Annotated in this window: 18 protein-coding genes; 17 read left to right on the top strand and 1 reads right to left on the bottom strand. The window is 50.3% G+C overall.

Going from position 1 to position 19,721, the window contains the following annotated elements:
* The first annotated feature begins 151 nt into the window (after positions 1 to 151).
* The 16 genes from AM231_RS04785 (at position 152) to spoVM (ending at position 16,884) form a co-directional block, all read left to right on the top strand.
* Entirely contained in the window at positions 152 to 2,023 is a 1,872-nt protein-coding gene (locus AM231_RS04785; protein WP_054401523.1) for a bifunctional homocysteine S-methyltransferase/methylenetetrahydrofolate reductase, read from the top strand.
* A gap of 38 nt (positions 2,024 to 2,061) precedes the next feature.
* The gene (locus AM231_RS04790) at positions 2,062 to 2,949 is read left to right on the top strand and encodes a YicC/YloC family endoribonuclease (protein WP_053488970.1); all 888 of its coding nucleotides are present in this window, start codon (positions 2,062 to 2,064) and stop codon (positions 2,947 to 2,949) included.
* 53 nt (positions 2,950 to 3,002) lie between these two features.
* Positions 3,003 to 3,263 (top strand): extracellular matrix/biofilm regulator RemA, encoded by a 261-nt coding sequence (gene remA / locus AM231_RS04795; RefSeq protein ID WP_006209218.1) that lies wholly within the window; start codon positions 3,003 to 3,005, stop codon positions 3,261 to 3,263.
* A 13-nt stretch (positions 3,264 to 3,276) separates the two neighbouring features.
* Positions 3,277 to 3,849 carry a guanylate kinase gene (gmk, locus tag AM231_RS04800; protein WP_053488969.1) on the top strand — a complete coding sequence of 191 codons (573 nt, stop codon included), beginning with the start codon at positions 3,277 to 3,279 and terminating at the stop codon, positions 3,847 to 3,849.
* A gap of 57 nt (positions 3,850 to 3,906) precedes the next feature.
* Entirely contained in the window at positions 3,907 to 4,107 is a 201-nt protein-coding gene (gene rpoZ / locus AM231_RS04805) for a DNA-directed RNA polymerase subunit omega (RefSeq protein WP_054401524.1), read from the top strand.
* A gap of 125 nt (positions 4,108 to 4,232) precedes the next feature.
* Positions 4,233 to 5,486 (top strand): bifunctional phosphopantothenoylcysteine decarboxylase/phosphopantothenate--cysteine ligase CoaBC, encoded by a 1,254-nt coding sequence (coaBC, locus tag AM231_RS04810; protein ID WP_054401525.1) that lies wholly within the window; start codon positions 4,233 to 4,235, stop codon positions 5,484 to 5,486.
* Positions 5,486 to 8,014, top strand: a complete 2,529-nt coding sequence (gene priA / locus AM231_RS04815; protein ID WP_054401526.1) for a primosomal protein N' — start codon at positions 5,486 to 5,488, stop codon at positions 8,012 to 8,014. The genes coaBC and priA overlap by 1 nt, the downstream gene beginning before the upstream one ends.
* 43 nt (positions 8,015 to 8,057) lie before the next feature.
* Positions 8,058 to 8,552 carry a peptide deformylase gene (gene def, locus AM231_RS04820; protein WP_053488965.1) on the top strand — a complete coding sequence of 165 codons (495 nt, stop codon included), beginning with the start codon at positions 8,058 to 8,060 and terminating at the stop codon, positions 8,550 to 8,552.
* Positions 8,549 to 9,490: a methionyl-tRNA formyltransferase gene (gene fmt / locus AM231_RS04825; protein ID WP_054401527.1), complete on the top strand. Its 942-nt coding sequence runs from the start codon at positions 8,549 to 8,551 to the stop codon at positions 9,488 to 9,490. The genes def and fmt overlap by 4 nt, the downstream gene beginning before the upstream one ends.
* Positions 9,487 to 10,869 (top strand): 16S rRNA (cytosine(967)-C(5))-methyltransferase RsmB, encoded by a 1,383-nt coding sequence (gene rsmB, locus AM231_RS04830; RefSeq protein ID WP_082341539.1) that lies wholly within the window; start codon positions 9,487 to 9,489, stop codon positions 10,867 to 10,869. The genes fmt and rsmB overlap by 4 nt, the downstream gene beginning before the upstream one ends.
* Before the next feature lie 180 nt (positions 10,870 to 11,049).
* Entirely contained in the window at positions 11,050 to 12,090 is a 1,041-nt protein-coding gene (rlmN, locus tag AM231_RS04835; RefSeq protein WP_053488962.1) for a dual-specificity RNA methyltransferase RlmN, read from the top strand.
* Between the two features lie 7 nt (positions 12,091 to 12,097).
* The gene (locus AM231_RS04840; RefSeq protein ID WP_053488961.1) at positions 12,098 to 12,874 is read left to right on the top strand and encodes a Stp1/IreP family PP2C-type Ser/Thr phosphatase; all 777 of its coding nucleotides are present in this window, start codon (positions 12,098 to 12,100) and stop codon (positions 12,872 to 12,874) included.
* Complete coding sequence (gene pknB, locus AM231_RS04845; protein WP_054401528.1) at positions 12,871 to 15,018, top strand: Stk1 family PASTA domain-containing Ser/Thr kinase; 2,148 nt, start codon at positions 12,871 to 12,873, stop codon at positions 15,016 to 15,018. Before AM231_RS04840 ends, pknB begins: the two co-directional genes overlap by 4 nt.
* 51 nt (positions 15,019 to 15,069) lie before the next feature.
* Positions 15,070 to 15,978, top strand: a complete 909-nt coding sequence (rsgA, locus tag AM231_RS04850) for a ribosome small subunit-dependent GTPase A (protein ID WP_054401529.1) — start codon at positions 15,070 to 15,072, stop codon at positions 15,976 to 15,978.
* Between the two features lie 3 nt (positions 15,979 to 15,981).
* A complete protein-coding gene (rpe, locus tag AM231_RS04855; protein WP_054401530.1) occupies positions 15,982 to 16,641 on the top strand; it encodes a ribulose-phosphate 3-epimerase in 660 nt (219 codons plus the stop codon).
* A gap of 162 nt (positions 16,642 to 16,803) precedes the next feature.
* A complete protein-coding gene (gene spoVM / locus AM231_RS27980) occupies positions 16,804 to 16,884 on the top strand; it encodes a stage V sporulation protein SpoVM (RefSeq protein WP_034273235.1) in 81 nt (26 codons plus the stop codon).
* A 438-nt stretch (positions 16,885 to 17,322) separates the two neighbouring features.
* Here spoVM and rpmB read toward each other — a convergent pair whose 3' ends face one another.
* Positions 17,323 to 17,511, bottom strand: coding sequence for a 50S ribosomal protein L28 (gene rpmB / locus AM231_RS04865; RefSeq protein ID WP_054401532.1), 189 nt, complete (start codon positions 17,509 to 17,511; stop codon positions 17,323 to 17,325).
* 371 nt (positions 17,512 to 17,882) lie between these two features.
* Between rpmB and AM231_RS04870 the strand changes: the two genes are divergently transcribed.
* Positions 17,883 to 19,661 (top strand): DAK2 domain-containing protein, encoded by a 1,779-nt coding sequence (locus AM231_RS04870; RefSeq protein ID WP_054401533.1) that lies wholly within the window; start codon positions 17,883 to 17,885, stop codon positions 19,659 to 19,661.
* Positions 19,662 to 19,721: the final 60 nt, after the last annotated feature.

Below are 19,721 nucleotides of genomic sequence, written 5' to 3' on the forward strand. Positions count from 1 at the left end.
AACGATTCGTACATGGAGCGTCTTCTAACAGCAAGAAGGGGGCCTACCGCAAGATCTAAGATCTTTTGGGACAGCCCTTTTGTCTCTTTATCTTATGAGAGGTTTTATGATACATTAGTTGAAAATAAACATCGGGTGGAGGGGAAACGCGATGAAACCGAGCCTTCGACAGGCGTTGGAGAATCAGGTACTGGTCGGTGACGGCGCAATGGGTACTTATTTATATCAAAAGGGATTTCCGGTAGGTATATCATACGAGGAATTGAATCTAACCTCACCGGAGGTCATCGGAAACGTTCATCGCCAGTATGTGGAAGCTGGTGCTCAGGTCATTGAGACAAACACGTTCTCAGCCAATTATGACAAACTGTCCAAATACGGTTTGGAGACGAAGGTAGGGGAGATTAATCGCGCAGGTGTGAGAATTGCGCGTGAAGCTGCCGGTGACAGAGGATATGTTGTGGGAGCAGTGGGCTCCATTCGGGCTGGAAAAAGAAGCAATATCTCGACAAGCGAGCTTAAACGTTACTTTGAGGAGCAGTTGTCGGAACTTATATCGGAGGGCGTTGACGGCATCCTGCTCGAAACATTCTATGACGTGGATGAAATGCAATTGGCTTTGGCGCAGGCCCGGATGCTCAGCGACTTGCCCGTAATCTGTCAGTTTGCGGTAGAGGACGTAGCCCGTACGCTGGATGGCTTCAGTATGCCGGATGCGTACCGCATTTTGAGTCATGAAGGTGCGGATGTGATCGGTTTTAACTGCAGGACGGGTCCTAACGGCATCATGCGTGCTTTGGAAACCTTAAATGGGATTATGAATCTTCCGGCTTCGGTTTATCCTAATGCAGGTATAGCCGATTATGTGGATGGGGAAATACGGTATGGCGCGAGTCCTGAGTATTTTGGCAAAACTGCCCTGGAGTTTGCGGATCGGGGCGCTCGGATCATTGGCGGCTGCTGCGGGACGACACCAGAACATATTGCCGAGATTGCCTCTTCACTGTCTAATTACACGCCATCGCCGCTGCCAAACGTCGATGAGGCTGAGATCAATCGAATTGTGGTTCACGAGACGGCCGAGGAGCAATTTTACGAACGGAGTGGCGAACCCACGATTGTGGATATTGTAAAAGAACGTCATACGGTTATTGTGGAGCTGGACCCTCCAAGAGACTTGGACATTGGGAAGTTCATGAAGGGCGCGGAAGCTTTGAAAAAAGCCGGTGCTGACGCTTTGACCCTTGCGGATAATTCCCTTGCCGTGACGCGTATGAGCAATATGGCACTAGGACATTTGGTGCAGGCACGCACAGGGCTTCGGCCATTGATCCACATCGCTTGCCGTGACCGAAACCTGATCGGTACACAGTCGCATATGATGGGCTTTGATGCTCTAGACATCGATCATGTGCTTGCGGTGACGGGGGATCCTGCACGGTTCGGTGATCTGCCGGATTCAAGCTCGGTATATGACATGACTTCATTTGAAATTATTCGTATGATCAAACAGCTGAACGAAGGTATAGCATTTTCCGGCAAGCCGCTTAAGCAAAAAGCCAAGTTCGTGGTCGGCGCTGCTTTCAATCCCAATGTGAAGCATCTTGATAAGGCGGTTGCGCGGTTGGAGAAGAAAATTGCTTCTGGTGCGGATTATGTGATGACACAGCCTGTGTATGATCCTGAGCTGATGGTTAGACTGAGAGAAGCGACAGCGCATTTAGATATTCCGATCTTTATCGGCATCATGCCGCTGGCAAGCGGCCGAAATGCTGAATACTTGCACAATGAGGTGCCGGGCATTCAGCTGTCAGATGATGTCCGCAGCCGCATGGCCGGGCTTGAAGGCGAAGCCGGCCGGGCGATGGGCGTCAAGATCGGCAAGGAATTATTGGACGTTGCAACAGAGCATTTTAACGGTATATACTTAATAACTCCGTTCATGTTCTATGAAATGAGCGTACAGTTAATGGAGTATGTCTGGGATAAATCAGGCCGCCGCCTGACCCCCTTGTTTCATTAATAATTATCAATTACAATAGTATAATGGATGTGATTCCGATGTCATTAAGCATGACCGGATATGGGCAATCCGCAGTCGATTTGCAAGGGTACAATATCTCTTTCGAAGTGAAATCGGTCAATCACCGGTATTGTGAGATTGCTATTCGCATGCCACGTGAATGGGCGTGTTTCGAAGATTCACTGCGGAAAGCTGTGCAGAGCCGAATCGGACGCGGACGGATTGATGTATACATTAACAAGGAAAACAACGGCGAGTCTACGAGTGCTGTTTTGAACCATGCTATGGTTCAGGCATACTTGCAAGCAGCCGAAGACTTGAAGTCATACGGAATTAAGGGGGATCTGGCGGTGCGGGATATTTTGTCGCTGCCAGATGTTCTCGTTAGTCCGAGCGGATTTTCCATGGATGAAGCGCAGCAGAAGATATGGAATGATGCGCTTCTTCAAGGTCTTGAACAAGCGCTGGATGGTCTATTGCAAATGCGTAGTCGGGAAGGAGCTTTCCTAGCTAGGGATATAGAGCAGAGACTTGGCCGATTAGAGCTGCTTCATCAAGAAATGACCGAACTTGCCCCAGAAGTGCCCAATGAGTACCGGAAGCGTCTGCGGCAGCGGATCGAATCCCTTGATGACGGATCGCTTGCTGTTGATGAACATATATTCGGATTGGAAGTTGCTTTATTTGCGGAACGTTCGAACGTGGAAGAGGAATTGATTCGTCTACGCAGTCATTTTGAACAGTGCAGGGGGCTGCTTCACCAAGAAGGCCCTGTCGGCCGCAAACTGGATTTTCTGATTCAGGAAATGAACAGGGAAGTCAATACGATTGGATCGAAAGCCAATCATCTGACTCTGGTAAACCGTGTTGTCGAAATGAAAGCGGAACTGGAGAAGATTCGTGAACAAGCAGCTAATGTGGAATGACCGCAGCTTCATCGGCAAATAAGAGTCAAATGTATAGGGGGAGCAACCGCACTATGGCAATCAAACTTATTAATATTGGCTTCGGAAACATCGTATCGGCCAATCGGATCATTTCGATCGTGAGCCCTGAATCAGCTCCGATTAAAAGGATCATTCAAGAAGCAAGGGATCGTCATATGCTGATTGATGCTACATATGGCCGAAGGACACGGGCTGTTATCATTACCGATAGTGACCATGTGATTTTATCGGCTGTGCAGCCTGAAACGGTGGCTCACCGTCTGTCCAGCAAAGACGACGACAACGACGAATAAGATGAGGAGTACTATGTCTAGAGGATTATTAATTGTATTGTCTGGTCCTTCCGGAGTGGGGAAGGGTACCGTCTGTACGGCGCTTCGCAGCCGGATTCCGGCCTTGGTGTATTCCGTGTCTGCTACGACACGCTCGCCGCGGCTCGGTGAAGTGCATGGCGTGAACTATTTTTTCAAAAGCCGCGATCAATTCATGGATATGATTGAGAACGATCAGCTTCTGGAATATGCGGAATACGTTGGGAACTATTACGGGACCCCTCGTGATTTTGTAGAGGAGACACTAGCCAGCGGCAAGGATATTATTCTTGAGATCGAGGTGCAGGGAGCACTAAAGGTCAAGGAGAAATTTCCGGAGGGTATCTTTGTGTTCCTGATGCCGCCGTCATTAGATGAATTGAAAGACCGAATCCAAGGCCGGGGTACGGAGAATCAGGCTACCATCGACCACCGCATGTCCGTAGCGGTTGACGAAATCAATCTGCTGAAGCATTATGATTATGCTGTAGTGAATGATGAAATCAATCTCGCTTGTGAGAGAATAGAATCTATCATTATAGCCGAACATTGTAAGGTGAGAAAGTAAGCTGTCTGCTAACAGACATGCAGACTTTCAAGTATATGAAGAAGAGGTGCTTCAACTATGTTATATCCTTCTATTGATGAAATGATGAACAAAGTAGACAGTAAGTATTCTTTGGTAGTTGCGGCCTCCCGCCGTGCACGCCAATTGCGTGAAGGAGAAGTCAGCGAGTTGAAACATCCGAAGTCTCATAAATTTGTCGGCGTCGCTCTGGAAGAGATCTATGGTGATTACCTGAAGGTTGAACGGGGACAAGACTAGACTTTTAATAAAAATTTTAAATAAGCGTGCGTTAGCACGCAAAAATGTGACAACCGTAAGGTTGTTATTTTTTTGAAAAGATATCATCGTTTAGTCTTCATACCAATCGAAAGCGGGGGATTGTCATGTTGAACGGAAAAGTCATCGTGCTTGGCGTTACAGGTGGCATTGCCGCGTATAAAGCAGCGACTTTATGCAGCAGGCTTGTCCAGAGGGGAGCAGATGTGCATGTCATTATGACGGAATCGGCGAAGCAGTTCATTCCGGAATTAACGCTGCAGACGCTGACCAAAAACCCGGTTTATAGTGATACCTTTGACGAAAGAGACCCATCGGTTGTCTCGCATATACACTTGGCCGATCTCGCAGACTTGTTCTTAATTGCTCCGGCGACAGCGAATATTATCGGAAAAATGGCCCATGGCCTTGCCGATGATATGCTGAGTACTACGCTGCTTGCAACTACGGCTCCCGTCATGATCTCTCCGGCAATGAATGTGCATATGTACACCCACCCGGCCGTTATGGCGAATATGCAGACGCTGGTCTCCCGCGGGGTGTCCATGATTGAACCCGGGGAGGGGCTTCTGGCTTGCGGATATGTCGGGAAGGGACGGATGGAGGAGCCTGAAACCATCGTTGATGTGGTTGAACGGTTTTTTTGGGATGGTGCAGCACCATCCGTTCTGCAAAATGAGGAAATGGCAAACAGCTCTACAGGCATATTGCATGGCAAAAAGGTAGTTGTCACAGCAGGCGGCACCATCGAGCGCATTGACCCTGTGCGGTATATAACCAATGACTCATCCGGAAAAATGGGGTTTGCGGTCGCAAAAGCGGCGAAACAGCTTGGAGCAGATGTACATCTGATTGCCGCTCATACCGATGAAGCTCCTCCAGAAGGAATTCGGACGGAAAAAGTGAACTCGGCGCAGGACATGTACGAAGCAGTCCAGCGTGTGTTCGAGACGAGTGATATCGTGGTTAAGGCAGCGGCCGTCGCCGATTACCGCCCTGTGGAGACAGCCACGTCCAAAATTAAGAAGCGCGGAGAAACCATGACGCTGGAGCTTGTCAAGACCACGGATATACTGGAGAGTCTGGGCCGTCAAAAAACTTCCCAGTTTTTAATCGGATTTGCGGCTGAGACCGATACGGTAGAGTATTTCGCCAAAGATAAGCTGAAACGCAAAAATTGCGACCTGATCGTTGCAAATGATGTTACACAGGAGGGCGCAGGATTCGGTACGGACACGAATAGCGTTCAGATTTTTGATAAAGAGGGGCTGGTCTTGCAGCTGCCTGTGATATCCAAGGAGGAAGTAGCCCTAAGGCTGTTAACGCTGGCGGCGGATAGGTTATCCGGGAGGTCATCATAATGGAAATGGCCCGGGTAATTGTGGACGTGCCGTCCAAGGATACAGATCGGCCTTTTGATTATCTGATCCCCGAAGAGCTGCGGCCCTGGGTCGAGGTAGGCAGCCGGGTCGGCGTGCCGTTTGGTCATCGTACGCTTCAGGGTTTTGTGGTGTCTCTGCATCCCCGCCCGGAGATGGACACGGCCAAAATGAAACCGATTCAGGAAGTGCTCGATGTGATGCCGCCTCTGTCGCCTGAATTGATCGAGCTTGGAGAGTGGATGAAGGAGCGTTACGCGTGTCGTTATATCTCTGCGCTGCAATCCATGCTGCCAACGGCACTGAAAGGGAAAGCCGAGCGGTATATTTCTCTTGGCGATCCAGAAGCGAGTTCCATGGATGAAAGTGATGGATTATTTGCAATCCTGCCGGAGAGCGAGTTGGAGCGGGATATTCTCGGGTTTGTCGGTCAGAGAGGTGAAGTGTCACTCCAGCAGTTAACCAGAGCGTTCCCAGATGCGGCTGCTGCCATTAAAGCGCTGATCGGCCGAGGAAAGCTGAGAGAACATCAGCAAATTAAGGACAAGCTGCAGAAAAAAACGATGAAAGCGGTCGAGCTTGCGGTTTCGAGCGAGGAAGCCCGTCTTTCGCTGGCTTCGTTCCCGACTAAAGCCCAGCGCCAGAAGGAAGTTCTCCAATATATATTGGAGATGGAAGACTTTCTTCCCATATCACAGAAGGAGCTGCTGCAAACGCTGGGCGTCTCTGCAGGCACCGTGAAGGGATTGGCTGACAAAGGGCTCATTACTATTGAAGATATAGAGGTGTTCCGCGATCCTTATCGAGGGCGCCATTTTACACCCAGTGAACCGCTCGCGCTCACCCTTGAGCAGCAGGCGGTGTACCGGAGCATCGTGCGCAAGCTCGATGAACGCGAGCACGGCGTGTTTCTCCTGCACGGAGTCACGGGCAGCGGCAAGACGGAAATCTATCTGCAGACCATTCAGCGCTGCATGGATCAGGATCGTCAGGCGATTGTCCTGGTGCCTGAAATCGCGCTCACGCCTCAAATGGTGGAGCGGTTCAAAGCCCGCTTTGGCGACCGGGTGGCCGTCATGCACAGCCGGCTTTCGGACGGTGAACGCTACGATGAATGGCGCAAAATAAGGGAAGGTCGGGCGTCGGTTGTCGTGGGTGCGCGATCGGCGGTATTTGCTCCGTTTGATCGTCTGGGTCTGATTATCATGGATGAAGAGCATGAAAGTTCGTACAAGCAGGAAGAAACACCAAAGTACCATGCCAGAGACGTCGCGGTTCACCGTGCTTCAATGACCGGCGCAGCCGTTATCCTCGGCTCGGCAACGCCTTCTCTTGAAAGCTATCATGCAGCTAAATCGCAGTCTCAGGATGACTTTGCGCCCCAGTTGCTGGAGATGCCAAGCCGTGCGTTGGGCAACAAGCTGCCTGAGGTCCATGTTGTGGACATGCGGGAAGAGCTTCGGGAAGGGAATCGATCCATGTTCAGTCGCTCCCTGCATACGGCCATCTCCTCACGCCTGGAACGAGGGGAACAGACGGTATTGCTGCTCAATCGACGGGGGTATTCTACGTTTGTGATGTGCCGGAGCTGTGGATACGTTGCAGGATGTCCGGAATGCGACATCTCGCTGACCTATCATCAGAAATCGAACAATCTGCGCTGCCATTATTGTGGTTATGCCGAACAGGCGCCGGAGGTATGTCCGGATTGCGGGAGCGAACATATCCGTTATTTCGGTACGGGCACGCAGCGTGTCGAGGAAGAATTGGCCAAGCTGTTTCCTGGCATTCGCGTCATTCGGATGGATGTGGATACCACGACCGAGAAGGGATCTCATGAGAAGCTGCTGAAGCAGTTTCGGGACAAAAAGGGAGATGTGCTGCTTGGCACCCAGATGGTCGCCAAGGGTCTTGATTTTCCCGATGTCACCCTGGTTGGCGTTATCACGGCCGACTCGGCACTCAACCTGCCCGATTTTCGGGCGGCTGAGAAGACATTCCAGTTGCTTACCCAAGTTGCCGGAAGAGCCGGACGTCATCACCTGCCCGGTGAAGTGGTCATTCAATCCTATACACCTGAGCATTATTCCATTATTCATGCAAGCAGCCATGATTATCTATCCTTTGTCAAGGATGAGCTGAAGCACCGCAAGGCGCTTCATTATCCGCCGTATTGCAGGCTGATTCTGGTGACACTGTCCCATGAACAGCTGCCGCTGCTGGTACGAACGGCCGAGAATTTTGCCGCGACCATTAAATATGAATCCGACCGCCGGGGGTGGTTTGGAAGCCTGGACCGATTCGATGCAAGTGCGCTTGATATACTGGGTCCGGTCGCATCTCCTATTCCGCGGTTAAAAAATAGATACAGATTTCAATGTATGATAAAATGGCGGGGAACGATGGATGCTGTCTCGCTTGTGCGCTCGGTTGCCGAGAAGCTTCAGGATTCAGCGCGGGACAGCAAGCTTCAGATCAGTATTGACGTGGACCCGCAAATGTTAATGTAATAGAGCATATAATGATGAAAAGCACAAGGATGGTGTCGTAGAAATGGCGATTCGTATAATCGTTAAAGAACCGGATGAGGTTCTTCATAAAAAAGCAAAAGAGGTTACCAAAATTACGCCAAACGTTCAAAAGCTGTTGGATGATATGGCCGATACGATGTACGATGCGGAAGGCGTTGGACTGGCCGCGCCGCAGGTTGGCATTCTGAAGCGTCTGATTGTTATCGATGCTGGTGATGAGCACGGTTTGATCAAGATGATCAATCCGGAGATCCTGGAGAGCGAGGGCGAGCAATTCGGACCTGAGGGCTGCCTGAGTATTCCGGGATGGAACGGGGATGTACGTCGTGCGGAGAAAGTAACCGTGAAGGGGCTGGATCGTGAAGGCAATGAACTTATTGTTACGGGGACCGGGCTGCTTGCACGAGCTTTTCAACATGAAATTGATCATCTGAACGGGGTGCTGTTTACGGAAATCGCTGACCGGGTGTATGAATATGTCCCGGAACAGCCGAGAAATGAGCTGGAGAACCGATGAATATCGTATTTATGGGCACCCCGGCCTTTGCAGTACCCAGTTTGGAGATGCTGCTTGCCGAAGGTTATTCCATAGCTGCCGTCGTAACCCAGCCCGATCGTCCGCAGGGACGTAAAAAAGTGCTGACCCCTACCCCGGTCAAGGAAGCGGCTCTACGTCACGGCATCCCTGTTCTGCAGCCTCAGCGCTTGCGGAGCCCGGAAGCCGTGGCTGAATTGGCAGAATATAAGCCCGATCTGATCATCACGGCTGCCTATGGCCAAATTCTGCCCAAATCGGTGCTGGATATGCCAGCGCTTGGCTGTCTGAACGTGCACGGTTCGCTGCTCCCCGCTTATCGGGGAGGAGCACCGATTCAGCGAAGCATCATCAACGGAGAGTCCGTTACAGGCATCACGCTGATGTATATGGCTGAGGGGCTCGATACGGGTGATATGATCGCCAAGGCCGAGGTTCCCATACAAGATGACGATACGGCTGGAACCATGTTCGAGAAGCTGAGCACGGTGGGTGCAGAGCTGCTGCTGCGGGAGCTTCCGCGGCTTTTGCAGGGCAAGGTAGAGGCCGAGCCCCAGGAAGAGTCGAAGGCGACATACGCTCCGAATCTGACAAGGGACGACGAGAAGATTGACTGGAGTCGCACTTCCCGTGAAATTTATAACCAGATCCGCGGCCTGGTTCCGTATTCAGGAGGTTTTACGCTGTGGAACGGAGATGTGTTTAAAGTATGGGCAGCGGCTAATCCGGGCAGCGTTCAGGTATCATCTAACGATGAGCAGCCTGGAACTGTGCTGAAGCTTGACGACAAGGGTATTGTTGTGGGAACAGGTGACGGTACACTGACGCTGCTGACAGTTCAGCCCAGCGGCAAGAAGGCGATGGATGCGGCGCAATTCGTGCGCGGGACGAGCCTGACGGTCGGGACGGTGCTATCGTGAGCGGTAATCGCAGTCCGAAGGGGCGCCAGGATTCTCCGCGAGAACTGGCGATGAATGTATTGACACAGGTGGAGCAGGAGGGGGCGTACAGCAATCTCCTGCTCAATGCCGCTTTGCAGAAGTCTTCGCTTGGCAGAAACGATGCAGGACTTGCCACAGAGCTGATCTATGGCACGATTGCGAGGCTGAACACGATCGATTTTTTTTTGGACAAGTTTGTCAATAAAGGAGTCCATAAGCTTCAGCCTTGGGTAAGAGCTCTGCTTCGAATCAGCTTGTATCAGATCATGTATCTGGACCGGATACCGGATCATGCGGTTGTCAGCGAGGCCGTAAATCTGGCGAAGCGCCGCGGGCATCAAGGGATATCGGGTATGGTGAACGGGGTGCTTCGAAATATACTGCGTCAGAAGGACAGCCTGGTGATCCCCGAGGATATTTCAGCCGCGAAGCGCATAGCTTTACTTCATTCTCATCCGGAATGGCTGGTGGAACGCTGGATTTCCCAATATGGGATCGAGACGGCAGAAGCGATTTGTGCGGCCAACAATGAACCGCCAGCAGTTAGCGTGAGGGTGAATAGTACGATGATCAGCCGTGAGGATATGTTGAAGTTAATGAGCAGTCAGGGCGTGGATGCCGTTCCTTCAGCGCTCAGTCCCTATGGGATCATTGTGAGCGGTGCCGGGAATATGGCACTGACCGATTGGTACCGCGACGGGATGATCTCGATCCAAGATGAAAGCTCGATGCTGGTTGCCGAGGCAGTTCAGCCTGAGCCGGGCATGCGGGTGCTGGACTGCTGTGCCGCTCCTGGCGGGAAGACTGCCCATATGGGTGAGATGATGAAGGATGACGGTACGATCATCGCCAACGACATTCATTCCCATAAAGGCAAACTTATATCAGATCAGGCGAGCCGCTTGGGACTGGACAGCATTTCCATCGTGACCGGGGACGCATTGGATTTGGCAGACCGCTTCGAGCCTGCGTCTTTTGACCGAATTTTGCTTGACGCCCCCTGCTCGGGACTTGGCGTGATTCGGCGCAAGCCCGACTTGAAATGGGGAAAATCACAGGAGGATATCCAGCAGATTGCAGCTCTGCAATTAAGGCTGCTGGAGTCGGTCTCCACCTTGCTTCGTCCGGGAGGAATTTTGGTGTACAGCACATGTACGATCGAACCCCTGGAGAACGAGGGCGTGGTATCTGCTTTTGTGGACAGCCATCCCGAATTTGCGATCGCTGAAGATGGGCTCGGTGCCCTAAGCAGGCTCAGTGAGAAATCGCTTCGGCGTGGAGGCGGCATCCAGATTCTGCCCCAAGACTATCACAGCGACGGCTTCTTCATTGCAAGAATCGGCCGACGTCCTTCTTAAGGGCGCTGCCGCCATGACTATAGTCGTATCCCGCCTATGCTGGCGGGTTTTCCTCTTTTACCGTCTCTTTTATTTATGTTAGAATAGGAAGAATGAAAAAAGAGATGCATATGATTGATATAGGGAGCGTTCAGAAGAATGCTTCTCGAACATCCTTTACAATAGACAGGTGTGGTGAGAATGAAACCTTTTATATACGATTATTCACTGGAAGAACTTCAAGCATGGGCCCAGGAGAAGGGTGAACCGGCATTTCGCGGAACCCAGATCTATGACTGGCTGTATGTGAAGCGGGTGAACGATTTTGCGGAAATGACGAACCTCTCCAAGGACCTTCGGGCCAAGCTGGAGCAGGAGTTCAGTTTCGTAACCTTGACGGAAATCACCAAGCTGGAATCCAAGGACGGAACCGTTAAGTTCCTGTTCGGTCTGCACGATGACCATGCGATCGAAACCGTTATTATGAAACATAACTATGGCAACAGCATCTGCGTTACGACACAGGTGGGCTGCCGCATCGGATGTACATTCTGTGCGTCCACTCTGGGTGGATTGAAGCGAAACCTGACCTCCGGCGAAATTGTTGCCCAAGTGGTCCAGGCGCAGAAAATCCTCGATAAAACGGGCGAGCGTGTCAGCAGCATCGTCATTATGGGCTCAGGCGAACCGTTTGAGAACTATGAGGCGACGATGAAGTTTCTGCGCACGATGATCCATGAAAAGGGATTGAATATCGGCCAGCGTCATATTACTGTTTCGACGAGCGGCATTGTGCCCAATATCTATAAATTCACAGAAGAAGACACTCAGATTAATCTGGCTATCTCGATTCATGCACCGAACGATAAGCTGCGCTCCAAGCTGATGCCGGTTAACCGCCGCTTCCCGTTTGATGACGTGATTGAGTCGCTTCGCTATTATCAGGCCAAAACCGGACGACGTATTACATTTGAATACGCGTTGATTGGCGGAATGAATGATCAGGTTGAGCATGCCGAAGAGTTGGCAGACGTCATCAAGGATATGAACTGCTTCGTCAATCTGATTCCGGTTAACCATGTACCGGAACGGAAATATGTTCGCACATCGCGTAACGATATTTTCAAATTTCAACGTGCGTTAGCAGACAAGGGGGTCAATGTGACCATCCGTCGTGAACAAGGCCATGATATCGCTGCTGCTTGCGGACAGCTTCGGGCCAAGCATATGGAGTTGAGGTGAGAAGATTTTGATCAAGACGGTTCATGTAAGCCATGTGGGACGTGTTCGTCCTGTTAATGAAGATTCCGTATATGTTAACACACTTGAGCATGGCTATACCTTAGGTGTGGTTGCCGACGGCATGGGAGGTCACCTTGCAGGTGATACTGCCAGCAGGCTTGCGGTAGATACCGTTGCTGAGGATCTGTCCTCTTTGGAGCAGGACATGTCGATGGACAGCATTCGGGCTGCACTAGGAGATGCTATTTTGCATGCCAATGCGGTTATTTACCGGGAAGCCTCGGCTGATGAGCGACTTCACAATATGGGCACGACGATTGTGGCCGTGCTGCTGCGAGGTTCCGAAGGCTATATCGGACATATCGGGGACAGCAGGGCTTACAAAGTCGTTCCTGGACAAGTGATTCGTCTCACAGATGATCACACATTGGTTAATGAGCTTTTTAAGAGTGGTCAGATTACAGAAGATCAACTGGAGACCCATCCCCGGAAAAATGTTTTAAGCCGGGCGCTTGGTACAGATGTAGATGTGACGGTTGAGCTTACACCGGTCACGATCGGAGAAGGCGAAGTCTTGTTGCTATGCAGCGACGGGCTGAGTAATCGGGTCAGCCGTGAGCTGATCGGACAGATATCCGGTTCACTTGACCTTCCTCTGGAAGATAGAGCGGATCGCCTGCTTCAACTGGCACTTCTCGCTGGCGGTGAGGACAACATCACGGTCGCCATGTTTGAACATCAAGAAGAGGTTGTCGGGCAACGTATAAAGGGGTGGGATTCATGATCGGACATGAATTGGCTGGTCGGTATAAAATAATTGAACGCATTGGCGGGGGCGGCATGGCGCTTGTCTACAAGGCTCAGGATATTTTGCTGAACCGGAATGTAGCAATCAAAGTGCTGCGTCAGCAATTTGTACACGACGAGGAATTTATTCGCCGTTTCAGGCGTGAGGCGCAATCAGCGGCTTCGTTATCGCATTCCAATGTGGTCAGCATCTATGATGTAGGCCAAGAGGAAGATGTACACTACATTGTCATGGAATATATTGAAGGCCAGAATCTGAATGAAATCATTAAAGAACGTGCGCCGCTGCAAGTGGAAGAAGCGGTACGAATTGCAATCCAGATTTGCGATGCGCTGGGACACGCCCATCATAACCAAATTATTCATCGGGACATTAAACCGCATAATATTCTGATTGGTCGTAATGGCAGAGTTAAAGTAACCGACTTCGGCATCGCCAGAGCGGTCACGTCGACAACGATCACGCAGACAGGCTCCGTTGTGGGCTCAGTGCATTATTTCTCGCCAGAGCATGCCAAAGGCGTCGTTACGGGCGAGAAATCGGACTTATACTCACTTGGTATTGTGCTGTATCAAATGCTTACAGCCCGTCTTCCATTTTTGGGCGAGAGTCCAATTAGTGTAGCTCTGAAGCATCTCCAGGAGGAATTTGACGAGCCTAGGGAAGTGAATCCGCTCATTCCTCAAAGTGTGGAGAACATCATCCTGAAGTCCATGCGCAAAAATCCGGAGGAGCGTTATCAATCTGCGGAAGAAATGATGGATGATCTGGAAACCTGCCTGCTTCCGATGCGACTCAACGAACCGAAGATGGAGTTTGAGGACGATGCCGATTCTACCTTGGTCATGCCGGCGCTCAAAACAATGCAGCGCAGCAGTCAGCATCATATAGACCAGGAGGATGATTCGGAAGAGGAGGAGCTTGTGGAAAAGCACACCGGTAAACCGAAGAAAAAATGGGTTAAGCCGACGATCATCATCGTTTCGGTGCTTCTGTTTCTGGGCATCATGGTTGGTGTCGTCATGTATGTCAATAAGATGCTGGAGGTTCCGGAGGTTAAGGTTCCTCAAGTTGTTGGCATGACGGAAGAGCAAGCGATTCGTGAGCTGGAAGACAGCGGCTTGACAGTGGATGAGGAAGTCATTCGGAAATACAAACCCGAAGTAGAACCGGGCATTGTGTACGCGCAGAGCAAGGATCCCGATTCCATGCTGAAGAAGGGTTCACCTGTTCAATTGTCGGTCGGGGACGAGAAGCCGCTTGAAAAGATGCCAGATTTGAATGGTAAGACATTTAAGGAAGCTGTTGCTATATTGACAGACCTTGGGGTTAACGAAAAAGCCATCAAGCAGTCAACCGTGAACAATGATGACGTGCCTGTGGGGCAGATCTTTGATCAGAGTCCTTCTGCGGAATCCCCTATTGATCCAAACCAGGTAGAAGTCCGGGTCACGATCAGCAAAGGCAAGGAAACAATCAATATGCCGAGCCTGATCGGTATGGACAAAGACAAGGCAGTTGCCCTGATTGAATCTGTCGGCCTTAAGGTTGGACCAATAAAGGAGAAATCCAGCTTCGAAGTGAAGAAGGGGGAAGTCATGGAACAATGGCCTCATGATCCTAACCAAGCTGTAGAGCCTAATGCCGTGATTACCTTGTTCGTTAGCTCCGGCTATCCTGCGGATGCTCTTGAATATAACTACAGCGTGCCTGTATCACCAAGCGTGGAAGGGCAGGAGAGCAAGATTCGGGTGGTCTTCTCCGATGCACTGGGAGATAACCAGGAAGCTGTGAACAAAACCATCACGAATTCCGAAATGGTGCCCGTCAAGCTGACGCTTGCTCCAGAGAAGCATGCAACGGTCATGATATTCCGTGACGGCCGACAAGTGGACACGTACAGCGTGAGTTACACCGACGTCAAGAACGGTACTGTGCCGCAGCCAACGTTTGAACAGCCGCCTGTTGAACCAGATGTGCCTGTCGATATCAATCCGGACGAAGGCAACGGAGAAGAGGATTTCAATGAGGAAGATGATGCTGCCTACAATTGGAATCACGGGAATAATGGAAATAACGGAAATGGCAAGGGCCATGGCAAAGACAAGGATAACGATTAGAAGAATTCCTGAGACCACTAAATCTAAAACAAGAAAGGTGAGGCCTATTCTATGCTAGAGGGACTGATCGTGAAGGCGCTAAGCGGATATTACTATGTCAAACCACTGTACGACGGCAACATTATATCCGGGGAGGACCCTTCGGTTCAATGCAGAGCCCGCGGCATATTTAAGAAGAAAGGCATCTCTCCTCTCGTTGGAGATCGCGTGATGTACTCATTGACGGAGAATGGGGAAGGGACCGTGGACGAAATTCTTCCACGGTCTTCCCAATTAATACGTCCCCCTGTCGCCAATGTCGACCTGGCGGTGCTGCTCTTTTCGGTCAAAGAGCCGGATTTAAGCCTGCATTTGCTGGACAAGTTTCTCGTACATATTGAGCATGCTGGTCTTGAAGCTTTGATCTGTCTGACGAAGCAGGATCTTGCGAACGCCTCAGACGATTTGCTGGAGCAGGTGAAACGCCAATACGAGAAGATTGGTTACAAAGTGCTGATCACCAGCTCTCTGCAGGGTATCGGTACCCAGCAGGTGAAGGATCATCTGGCTGGTCGAATCAGCGTGTTCTCCGGTCAATCCGGGGTCGGGAAGTCTTCCCTGCTGAATGCTTTAATGCCGGGTCTTTCACTTGATACCAGTGAAATCAGCTTACGTCTAGGCCGCGGTCGGCATACGACACGCCATGTGGAGCTGATAGAGCTGGATAATGGGGGATATGTGGCGGATACACCAGGCTTTAGCCAGTTGGATTTTCTGGAGCTGGGTGTCGAGGAATTATCGCCCTGTTTCAGGGAGTTCGCTCCTTATGCTGCTGAATGTAAATTCAGAGGCTGCAGCCATCTACAGGAGCCGGGTTGTCGGGTGATCCAAGCCAAAGAAGAAGGAATCATACTGCCGAGCCGGTATGAGCATTACGTGGGGTTTTACACCGAGATGAAAGACAAGAAGCGGAGGTACTGAATAATGATAAAAATTGCGCCATCCATATTGTCGGCTGACTTTGCGAAGCTGGGAGAAGAGATTAGGGAAGTGGAGGCTGCGGGAGCTGATTGGATACATGTGGACGTCATGGACGGGCACTTCGTACCGAATATTACGCTTGGACCACCGATCGTCCAGGCGATCAGACCGCACACGACTCTGACGCTTGACGTGCATTTGATGATTGAACAACCAGAACTGTATATTGCGGACTTCGCTAAGGCAGGAGCGGATTACATCACCGTTCATGCCGAGACCTGCCCACATCTTCACCGCGTTATCCATCTGATCAAAGAGCATGGTGTGAAGGCCGGCGTTGCGATCAATCCGGCTACACCAGCCAACGTCCTGCAGGAAGTGCTGCCTGACTTGGATTTGGTGCTCGTCATGACGGTGAATCCGGGATTTGGCGGACAGGCCTTTATCGAACGGACCGTAAACAAAGTCTCGCAGCTGCGCGAATGGATTAAGGAGCAGGACCTTTCGAATGTCCATATTGAAGTAGATGGCGGCATTACCGCTGAGACAGCTCCCCTTGTGACGGCAGCAGGAGCGGATGTCCTGGTTGCGGGAAGCGCCGTATTCGGCAAGCCGGATCGGGCGGCAGCCATTACCAAAATCCGTGACAGCGTAACATCTTGACCAGAACGTAAGCACGAGATGATGCATAGGCGGGGAATTTCCCGCATAAATATGGTTACATGAGCTGGGTTCTCATGTAGCCTTTTTTGTCTGTGTTCACATCTAAGGGCTTGGTGCATAACATATTCTAGGAAGGCATGAGAATGATGGGGAGGGTGAGACATGAAATTCTATACGTTCAAGCTGCCGAAATTTTTGGGAGGTTTTGTGAAGGCGATCCTAAATACGTTTCACAAGAGCTGACAGCTTGTCCCGGCGTAACAAAACCTCCGCCTGGGACTCGCTCCGCCTTGCTGGTTCTAGGGGAAGAGGCAAGAATAATCCGATCGATGCATGGAGGACATACCACATCCATTGCGTGGAAGTTTTTCTTGCGGTTTAAGAAAGCCCCGGCACGCTTGGCCTCTGGTTTTCTTAGATCACTGGAATAGTGGCTAAGGGCGTACTTATCGAAGATAGACCGTGCTCGTCCGGAAGTTTTTCTTGCGATATAAGAAAGCGAAAAGTGCTGCCCTTTCATTTTTCTTATATCTAAATAAAAAAAGCACCTGTAATCCGCTCAGGGTGCTTTTTGTTTAGGAGAAGAATATGTATCTAAACGCAAGAAAAACTTCCTTGTCCCGGATAGCCCATAAATGGTGCTGGAGATTAAGAAGTTTTTCTTCATATAACACGTGATAATTATGCGCGTGTCACTTTACCGGATTTCAAAGCGCGAGTGCTTACGTATACACGTTTTGGCTTGCCATCCACCAAAATGCGAACCTTCTGAACGTTGACACCCCAAGAACGTTTGTTGTGGTTATTAGCGTGGGAAACATGGTTTCCAGTGCTTGGTTTCTTGCCAGTTACATAACATTTGCGAGCCATTCATTACACCTCCTTGTTCCTAACCCTGCATGAAACAATACTTAAATATAATATCACAGTAAAAATTGCTCCGTCAACTGTCCTAAAAACATTTATTTCTCTTTCTTCTTATAGTACAATGTTGATTAGTCCATAATATTTCCATAGAAATATATTGAGGGCTTGTCGGCATGGCTCTCAATGTGCTTTGGGAACGGCCGAAAAGCGCAGTAGACGAGAGGATAGCCCATCATCATGCATGATCCATTTCATCATGGCAAATCTATTGTTTATCGTTTGGGCATTTCGTCAGCTACTAGCTATGAAAATAAATATATAATTATGTGTAACAAGAAGTGTTATGGGTATCAAGCCAGGAAGGGGAATTCTCATTGAGTAAGCGTTCTTTGAATGGAACAGAATTTACCGCTATGGTTCTAGCCGGAGCGGAGCAGCTGCAGAAGCATGCAGAACACGTCAATTCCCTTAATGTATTCCCGGTGCCGGACGGCGACACGGGGACTAACATGAATTTGACGATGACTGCAGGAGTGGCAGAACTGAAGAATAAGTTTACGGAGTCGATCGGGCACAGTGCAGGTGTGCTGTCCAAAGGACTTCTAATGGGAGCCAGAGGGAACTCCGGGGTTATTCTATCCCAGTTGTTTCGTGGTTTTAGCCGATATGCGGCACCTTATACAGAACTTAATTCACATCAATTTGCCGCAGCCTTGCAGACGGGCGTGGAAGCTGCTTATAAAGCTGTCGTCAAACCTGTGGAGGGTACAATTCTTACTGTGGCCAAAGAAGCGGCCAAGCATGCTGTTTATTATTCCCGACGCAGCAACGATATCGTAGAGCTGATGGAACAGGTATTAGCCAAAGCGAAGGAGACGCTGTCCCAAACACCGGATATGCTTCCAGTCCTCAAGCAGGTTGGTGTCGTAGACTCCGGTGGTCAAGGATTGGTATATATTTATGAAGGTTTCTTGCAGGCATTAAGAACAGATGCTCCGTCCGGATCGATTACGGTTGTGGAAGGACAAGCCGAACCTAGCACTACAGCCGTTGCCTCCCATACCGTCCCTGACTTCTCAGCGGTTCAAGCTCCGGCGTCTGCTCAATCCAGACTGTCTACGGAAGACATCGAATTCTTATATGATATGGAATTCTTTATCAACAGGCAGCTTGGTGGGGGAGCCGGTACGGATTTTGATGAAGATAAGTTCCGGAAAGCGCTTGCAGTAAATGGTGATTCCATCATCGTCATTTCGGACGATGAGACCATCAAGGTGCATGTTCACTCCAAGGCTCCAGGCGAAGTATTGAACTTGGCCTTGTTGTATGGAGAGATTACGCAAATTCATATCTTGAATATGCGTGAGCAGCACCGCGATCTGCTTACAACCGGAATGGATATCGCTCCGATGCCTGAGTTGTTTGCGGATATCCCGGCAGAGACCGTGACACCGGAAGCACCAGCTGTTCCTCCGGCAGACGAAATCGCCGCATACGGCTTTATCGCGGTATCGTCGGGGGAAGGAATTTCTGATATATTCAAAAGCCTGGGCGTCGATGTCGTTCTCTCCGGAGGTCAGACGATGAATCCGAGCACCGAGGACTTTGTTAACGCAATCTCTTCAATCTCGGCCCAGCAGATATACATTTTGCCGAATAACTCCAACATTGTGCTGGCTGCCCAGCAAGCTAGAGAGCTGCTCGAGGGTGAACGCAGTGTAATGGTCATTCCGAGCAAGACGATTCCTCAAGGGATCGCAGCGGCGTTTGCGTTCCAGGAAGACGAGAGCACGGACGTGAATACCGACAACATGCTGGATGCTATCACGCGTGTTCAATCGGGTCAGGTGACCTACGCTGTCCGCGATACAACGATTGATGATCTGGAGATCAAGGCTGGTCAGTTCATTGGCATTCGGAACTCCAATATTGTTGCAGCGAATGCGGATCTGATCACGACTTCACAAGATCTGCTCGGTAAAATGCTGGAGTCCGGCGATGAAATCGTGACACTGCTTACCGGAGCGGATGCAACCGAAGATTCAACCAAAGCCCTTACGGAGTGGCTTGGCGAGCAATACCCTAATGCTGAGGTTGAAGTGCACTACGGAGGTCAGCCGATTTATTCCTATTTGTTCTCTGTTGAAGCTTGATCTAGATATAGAGTGGACTTCCGGTATAGGTGATCTAAGTACTGTGAAAGTATTTGTATA

This window comes from Paenibacillus solani, assembly GCF_001277345.1.
Lineage (GTDB): Bacteria > Bacillota > Bacilli > Paenibacillales > Paenibacillaceae > Paenibacillus_AQ > Paenibacillus_AQ solani.

What these genes read in the sequence shown, in the direction of transcription:
- AM231_RS04785 (WP_054401523.1), top strand. Translation starts at nt 152, where the DNA reads ATGAAACCGAGCCTTCGACAGGCGTTGGAGAATCAGGTACTGGTCGGT.
- AM231_RS04790 (WP_053488970.1), top strand. Translation starts at nt 2,062, where the DNA reads ATGTCATTAAGCATGACCGGATATGGGCAATCCGCAGTCGATTTGCAA.
- remA (WP_006209218.1), top strand. Translation starts at nt 3,003, where the DNA reads ATGGCAATCAAACTTATTAATATTGGCTTCGGAAACATCGTATCGGCC.
- gmk (WP_053488969.1), top strand. Translation starts at nt 3,277, where the DNA reads ATGTCTAGAGGATTATTAATTGTATTGTCTGGTCCTTCCGGAGTGGGG.
- rpoZ (WP_054401524.1), top strand. Translation starts at nt 3,907, where the DNA reads ATGTTATATCCTTCTATTGATGAAATGATGAACAAAGTAGACAGTAAG.
- coaBC (WP_054401525.1), top strand. Translation starts at nt 4,233, where the DNA reads ATGTTGAACGGAAAAGTCATCGTGCTTGGCGTTACAGGTGGCATTGCC.
- priA (WP_054401526.1), top strand. Translation starts at nt 5,486, where the DNA reads ATGGAAATGGCCCGGGTAATTGTGGACGTGCCGTCCAAGGATACAGAT.
- def (WP_053488965.1), top strand. Translation starts at nt 8,058, where the DNA reads ATGGCGATTCGTATAATCGTTAAAGAACCGGATGAGGTTCTTCATAAA.
- fmt (WP_054401527.1), top strand. Translation starts at nt 8,549, where the DNA reads ATGAATATCGTATTTATGGGCACCCCGGCCTTTGCAGTACCCAGTTTG.
- rlmN (WP_053488962.1), top strand. Translation starts at nt 11,050, where the DNA reads ATGAAACCTTTTATATACGATTATTCACTGGAAGAACTTCAAGCATGG.
- pknB (WP_054401528.1), top strand. Translation starts at nt 12,871, where the DNA reads ATGATCGGACATGAATTGGCTGGTCGGTATAAAATAATTGAACGCATT.
- rsgA (WP_054401529.1), top strand. Translation starts at nt 15,070, where the DNA reads ATGCTAGAGGGACTGATCGTGAAGGCGCTAAGCGGATATTACTATGTC.
- rpe (WP_054401530.1), top strand. Translation starts at nt 15,982, where the DNA reads ATGATAAAAATTGCGCCATCCATATTGTCGGCTGACTTTGCGAAGCTG.
- spoVM (WP_034273235.1), top strand. Translation starts at nt 16,804, where the DNA reads ATGAAATTCTATACGTTCAAGCTGCCGAAATTTTTGGGAGGTTTTGTG.
- rpmB (WP_054401532.1), bottom strand. Translation starts at nt 17,511, where the DNA reads ATGGCTCGCAAATGTTATGTAACTGGCAAGAAACCAAGCACTGGAAAC.